The organism is Nocardia thailandica NBRC 100428, assembly GCF_000308795.1.
GTDB lineage: Bacteria > Actinomycetota > Actinomycetes > Mycobacteriales > Mycobacteriaceae > Nocardia > Nocardia thailandica.
Window position 1 is genome coordinate 22,274 of sequence record NZ_BAGK01000302.1, and the last position, 6,000, is coordinate 28,273.

Annotated in this window: 5 protein-coding genes; 2 read left to right on the forward strand and 3 right to left on the reverse strand. The window is 75.4% G+C overall.

Features of this window, described 5'->3' with window-relative positions; genetic code table 11:
* Nucleotides 1-46: 46 nt before the first annotated feature.
* Nucleotides 47-1,618, reverse strand: coding sequence for an alpha/beta hydrolase (locus ON36_RS29790; protein WP_245558255.1), 1,572 nt, complete (start codon nt 1,616-1,618; stop codon nt 47-49).
* A gap of 187 nt (nt 1,619-1,805) precedes the next feature.
* On the opposite strand from ON36_RS29790, the gene ON36_RS29795 reads away from it, so the two are divergent.
* Nucleotides 1,806-3,302, forward strand: coding sequence for a carboxylesterase/lipase family protein (locus tag ON36_RS29795; protein ID WP_043660715.1), 1,497 nt, complete (start codon nt 1,806-1,808; stop codon nt 3,300-3,302).
* A 6-nt stretch (nt 3,303-3,308) separates the two neighbouring features.
* Here the strand turns inward: ON36_RS29795 and ON36_RS29800 are convergent, their stop codons facing one another.
* Nucleotides 3,309-4,322: an aldo/keto reductase gene (locus ON36_RS29800; RefSeq protein ID WP_043660718.1), complete on the reverse strand. Its 1,014-nt coding sequence runs from the start codon at nt 4,320-4,322 to the stop codon at nt 3,309-3,311.
* Between the two features lie 100 nt (nt 4,323-4,422).
* Here ON36_RS29800 and ON36_RS29805 point away from each other — a divergent pair, with 100 nt between their 5' ends.
* The gene (locus ON36_RS29805; RefSeq protein WP_043660720.1) at nt 4,423-5,283 is read left to right on the forward strand and encodes a helix-turn-helix transcriptional regulator; all 861 of its coding nucleotides are present in this window, start codon (nt 4,423-4,425) and stop codon (nt 5,281-5,283) included.
* A gap of 18 nt (nt 5,284-5,301) precedes the next feature.
* Here ON36_RS29805 and ON36_RS33120 read toward each other — a convergent pair.
* On the reverse strand, nt 5,302-6,000 hold a 699-nt coding region (locus ON36_RS33120; RefSeq protein ID WP_052314508.1), incomplete at its 5' end, for a universal stress protein.

Here is a 6,000-nt window from a genome sequence, read left to right on the forward strand (position 1 = left end):
GGGGTGGCGCTCCCGGGGCCCCATGGAACTCCGGAGATCAGTCGGATCAGTCGAAGGGGGCGCGATCGATCCCGCAGCGGGTGCCTTCGGGAGGCAGCGCGCCGGAGACGAAGTAGTCCCGCTTGAGGTGCTCGGCGCAGGTGCTGGCCACGTACATGCTGCTGTGGCCCGCGCCCTCGAGCACGACCACCCGCGCGTCGGCGAGCTGGCGCGCGCCCGCGATGGCCCCCGACAGCGGTGTCGCCGGGTCGAAGCGGCTGTTGAGCACCAGGATCGGCGCGGCGGTGCGCCGGTTCCGCGGGCCGCTGTAGCGGTCGGCGTCGCGCACGGGCCAGAACGCGCACGGCAGCGCGTCGAACACCGCGGTGCGCCCGAAATACGGGACGCGCGAGTCCTGTTCGGCCGCGACCCGGCTGTACACGGCCGGATCGGTCGGGGTCAGGCTGTCGCTGCACTGGATGGTGTAGAAGGCCTCGACCCGGTTGCCCGCCGGCTCGGTGCCGTAGAGCGCGTCGGGCACGAGGGCGGGCAGGGCGCTCGCGTTGTCGAAGAGTTTCTGCAGCAGCCGGGCGAGTTCGGGGTAGCTGTCGGGGCGGGCCAGGCTGCCCGCCGCGGTGACCACGGCGGTGTAGGTCCAGGGCTGGCCGTCGACGACGATCGGGGCGAGCCGGGCCCGCTCGGCCACGGCGAGCCATTTGAGCCTCGGGTCGCCCTCGGCGAACGCGCAGCGCGGGCCCGCGGCCGCGCAGGCGCGCAGGAAGGCGTCGAAGGTGTCCGAGATCGCCGTCGCCACACCCTGTCTCGTATCCAGCGGGACGGTGGTGCCCTCCGTGCCGTGGCCGTCGGCGTTGCCCTGGAAGTCCAGGGAGCCGTCCAGGGTCATCGCGCGCACGCGTCCGGGGAACAGGTTGGCGTACACGGCGCCGAGCTGGGTGCCGTAGGAGATGCCGTGGTAGGTCAGGGCGGCGTCGCCGACGGCGCGGCGCAGCAGGTCGAGGTCGCGCGCGGTGTTCGCGGTCGAGGCGTGGGCCAGGATCGGGCCCGCGAGCCGCCCGCAACGGGCGGCGATGTCGGCGGAGCGGGCGAAGAACTCGGGTTCGGCGGCGGCGTCGGCCGGGGTGCCGGGGAAGGTCGCGAAGTAGGCGGCCTGCTCCTCCGGGGAGTCGAAACAGCGGGTGCCCGCGCTGCGCGAGACCGAACGCGGATCCCAGGACACCAGGTCGAAACGCGCGCGCAGTTCCTCGGAGAACAGCCACGGCCAGCGCGCGCGTTCGCGCAGTCGGTCGACCCCGGACGGGCCCGGCCCGCCGAAGTTGACGAACAGGGTGCCGATGCGCCGGTCCGGGTCGGTGGCGGGCAGTTTCGCCACCGCGAGATCGATCTGCTCGCCGTGCGGGTCGTGGTAGTCCAGGGGTACCCGCGCGGTGGCGCAGGCGAAGCCGTCGCCGCAGTCCGACCACGCGAGCGCGGGGGTGTCCGCGGCGTCGGCGAGCGGGTCGAGATGGGTGTCGGCGGCGGTGGCGGGCGAGGGGGTGCCGAGGGCGCCGATCCCGAGCAGCAGGGCCGCCGCGGCGACCCGGAGCCGGTGGGTTCCAGGGCGCGTGACGCGCGAAAACACCGTGCCGAGCCTCCTGCTTGCGATCGACGAACCCGGCGAAGTTACCACATCCCGGCGCGCTCCTTAGCGGCGGAAAGGATCGGGGCGGTGCGGAATCGGGCTGCGACACAGACTGTTCGGGCGACCGGGTGCGTGGGGACCGGCGGAAAGCCTTCCTCGGCCCCGCGTGGTTTCGTACCGTGTACAGATGACATCGATCCAGATCGCAACCGCCGACGGAGTCGTGCGCGGTCGGGCCGGACGGCGCGTGGCCACCTGGCGGGCCCTGCCGTACGCGGCGCCGCCCGTCGGTGAGCTCCGCTTCCGCGCGCCCCAGCCGGTCACCGGGTGGACCGGCGTGCGCGCGGCGACCGAGTTCGCCAACGCCGCCGTGCAGCACCCCGGCGGCGCCCGCACCGGACCGCGGACCCGCCAGCCCGTGGCCGAGGACTGCCTGACCCTCAACGTCACCGCCCCGGTCGCCCCGGCGGACGCGCCCCGCCCGGTGCTGGTGTTCATCCACGGCGGCGGCTACCTGCTCGGCACCTCGAGCATGTACTCCGGCGCGCGGCTGGCGGTGCGCGGCGACGTCGTCGTCGTGTCGATCAACTACCGGCTCGGCGGGCTCGGCTATGTCGACTTCGGCGAGTTCTCGACGCCGGAGGCCCCCTTCGACGGCAATCTCGGCCTGCGCGACCAGGTCGCGGCCCTGCAGTGGGTGCAGCGCAACATCGCCGCCTTCGGCGGGGATCCCGGCAACGTCACCGTGTTCGGCGAGTCCGCCGGGGCACACGCGGTGGTCACCCTGCTGGCCACGCCCGCCGCGCGGGGCCTGTTCCACCGGGCCATCGCCCAGAGCGCGCCCGCGGACTGGACCCTGAGCCCCGACCAGGCCCGCCGCTTCGCGCGCTCGGTGCTGGACCGGCTCGGCATCGACCCCGCCGACGCGCCCGCGCGGCTGCGTACGGTGTCGGCGGGGGAGCTGTGCAAGGCCGCCACCCGGGCGCTGGGCCGCGGGCTGCGCGAGGAACCCGGCAGTTTCGCCTTCGCGCCCGTCGCCGACGGCGACTTCCTGCCCGAGCCGCCCCTGGACGCGATCGCCGCGGGACGGGCCGCGCCGGTGCCGCTGATCATCGGCACCAACCGCGACGAGGCGACGCTGTTCCAGCGTTTCGCCACCGGCATCCCGCACACCCCCAACCAGCTCGCCGCGACCCTGCGCCGGTGCGCGCCCGGCGCCGAGGAGCGGGTCACCAGCGCCTATCGCGGCTATCCCGGTGCCCGCGTCGCGGTGCGGATGGGCGGCGACTTCGTGTTCTGGCGGCCGACGCTGTCGGTGCTCGACGGCCACAGCCGCCACGCCCCGACCTACGCCTACCGCTACGACTTCGCCCCGCGAGCGGTGCGTCTGGCCGGCTTCGGCGCGACGCACGCCCTGGAACTCATCCCGGTCTTCGGCTGGGTGGACTCCCCGCTGGGCCGGATGCTCACCGGCGCGGGCGGGCGCCGCGGTTTCCTCGCGGTGCAGGACCAGTTCCAGTCGCACTGGCTGCATTTCGCGCGGTCCGGGCGTCCCGGCCCCGGCTGGCCCGCCTACACCACGCAGCATCGCAGCACCCTGATCATCGACCACCCGCCGCGGGTGGTCGATGATCCCGACGCCGACCGCCGCGCGGCCTGGGAAGGGGTGCGCATCGGGGCCTGAGCCGGATCAGCGCTCGCTGTCGAGCATCGCCATCTGCGCGGCCGCGTAGCGCTCACCGGCGACGGCGCCCGCGGGCGCGGCGGCCTCGACGGCGGCCAGCTCGCTCGGCGACAGCGTGACCTCCAGCGCCGCGACCGCCTCGGCCAGGCGTTCGCGGCGGCGGGTGCCGATGACCGGCACGATGTCGGGGCCGCGGTGCAGCACCCACGCGATCGCCAGCTGCGCCACCGAGACACCCTTGTCGGCGGCGAGGGTGGCCAGCGCCTCGACCAGGGCCAGGTTGCGGGTCAGGTTCTCGCCCTGGAAACGCGGGGTGTGGGCACGGAAGTCGCCCGCGGCGAAGGCGGGCGTGGCGCGCATCGCGTCGCTGAGCAGCCCGCGCGAGAGCACGCCGTAGGCGGTGATCGCGGTGCCCAGTTCGCGGGCAACGGGCAGGATCTCGTCCTCGATCCCGCGCGAGAGCAGCGAGTACTCGATCTGCAGGTCGGCGATCGGCGCGACCGCCGCTGCGCGCTTCAGGGTGTCGGCGCCGACCTCCGAGAGGCCGATGTGGCGCACGTATCCGGCCTCGACCAGTTCGGCCAGCGCGCCGACGGTGTCCTCGATCGGCACCGCCGGGTCGAGCCGGGCAGGCCGGTAGATGTCGACGTGATCGACGCCGAGGCGCTGCAGCGAGTAGGTGAGGAAGTTGCGCAGGGCCGCGGGCCGGGTGTCCACCCCGCCCCAGGTGCCGCCGGGACCGCGCAGCGCGCCGAACTTGACGCTGAGCACGACGTCCTCGCGCGGGCGCTGGGCCAGCGCCCGCCCGACGAGCAGTTCGTTGTGGCCGGCCCCGTAGAAGTCGCCGGTGTCGATCAGGCGCAGGCCGCCGTCGATGGCCGCGTGCAGGGTGGCCAGCGACTCGGCGTCGTCGCTGGGTCCGTAGATGCCGCCGGACATGCCCATGGCGCCGAGGCCGATGCGGCCGACGCGGGGACCGGCGGCGCCGAGGGAGACGGTGGGGATCTGTGGTGTGGTCATGCCCCGAGCCTGCGCCGCGGCGGCCGGGTTCGGGAGGCAGCGCCGATCGGGGGATCGCCGATCCCTGGCTGAGCCGCCCCGATCCGGGGACAGTGGAGCCATGGACCGTGAGGACCTCGCCGATTTCCTGCGCCGCGGACGCGACCGGCTCACCCCGGCCGACGTCGGCCTGCCGCCCGGGGTGCGCCGACGCACCCCGGGGTTGCGCCGCGACGAGGTCGCCGTGCTGGCGGGCATGTCCACCGACTACTACACGCGCCTGGAGCAGGCGCGCGGTCCGCGCCCGTCGGTGCAGGTGCTCGGCGCCCTGGCCAGGGCGCTGCGCCTGGACGACGACGAGCGCGACCACCTGTTCCACCTGTGCGGGCATCCCACCCCCGACCGCGCCGTCGCCGGCGCCACCCACGTGGGCCCGGGGATCCTGCACCTGCTCGACCGGCTCGACGACACCCCGGCGATGGTGGTGACCGATCTCGGCGAGGTCCTCGTGCAGAACCGCATGCACGCCCTGCTCGCCGGGGACCACACCGCCCTGCGGGGCCGCGATCGCTTCTACGCCTGGCGCTGGTTCACCGATCCGGAGTCGCGGGCGCTGTTCCCGGCCGCCGACCACGATCGCCTCGGCCGCAATCACGTCGCGGACCTGCGCGCGACCGCCGCGCGCCGGGCCGGTGACCCCGAGGTGGTCGAGTTCGTGGCGGCGCTGCGGGCGGCGAGCGCGGAGTTCGCGCGGTACTGGGACGAGCACCGGGTGGCGGTGCGGTTGTCGGATCGCAAGGTCTATCTGCATCCGCGGGTCGGCGCAGTGGACACCCTGTGCGAGGTCCTGGTGACCCCGAGCGCGACGCAGCGGCTGCTGGTGTATCTGCCGCGGCCAGGGACCGACGCCGCCGACAAGCTGGCCCTGCTGCGGGTGATCGGGTCCCAGCGCCTCGAGGTGCCCGAACCCGGTCTCGGCTGAGCGCGGGGCCCGGGCCGGTCAGAGGTGGGTGGCCAGCGCCACCGGTGTCGCGGCGGCGGCGAGGACGTCGCGGTGCAGCGGACCCGGCGCCGCCGGTCCCGCGCCGAGCACGATCAGCGCGGCGCCGAGCGCGGTGCGCAGCAGCAGCCGCGCGGGCTCGTCCTGGGCGACGATGCGGGTGATGGCCACCGCCGGATACTTCTCGCCGTACCCGATCAGGGCGTCGGAGAGCAGGCGGTGGGCCCGCTCGTGGTCGTCGCTGTGGTGGGTGTCCGGGTCCCCGGCGTGCACCGCGACCAGCTCCGCGCCGCGCAGCGCCGCCTCCTTGACGGCGAAATCCAGTGCGGCCGAACTGTGTGTGCCCGCGCCGATGCCGACGACCACCGGGCCGCCGCCGGTGTGCCCGGGCTCGGGCACCACCACCAGCACCGACCCGCACCGGCGCGCGGCCGCCAGGGCCGGGTGCGCCGGGCCGCCGGGCGCGGCGGGCCGGGCGGGGGCGCCGACGACCAGCAGTCGCGCGCGCCGCGTGCGCTGTCGGTGCGCCGGGTCCGGATCCGGGCCGAGGAGCGTGACCCGCAGCGCCGGGCCTGCCTCGGCCCGTGCGGTGTCCACGGCCGCGGCGAGCACGGTCGCGTCGTCGGCGGCGTCGGCCACCAGCAGCTCGGCCCCGCGCGCCGCCGCCGCGCGCGCCGCCCACCGCGCCGCGGCGGGCGC

Bases quoted from the DNA above. Each gene is read 5' to 3' on its own strand.
- ON36_RS29805 (WP_043660720.1), top strand. From the start codon at position 4,423: ATGGACCGTGAGGACCTCGCCGATTTCCTGCGCCGCGGACGCGACCGG.
- ON36_RS29795 (WP_043660715.1), top strand. From the start codon at position 1,806: ATGACATCGATCCAGATCGCAACCGCCGACGGAGTCGTGCGCGGTCGG.
- ON36_RS29800 (WP_043660718.1), bottom strand. From the start codon at position 4,322: ATGACCACACCACAGATCCCCACCGTCTCCCTCGGCGCCGCCGGTCCC.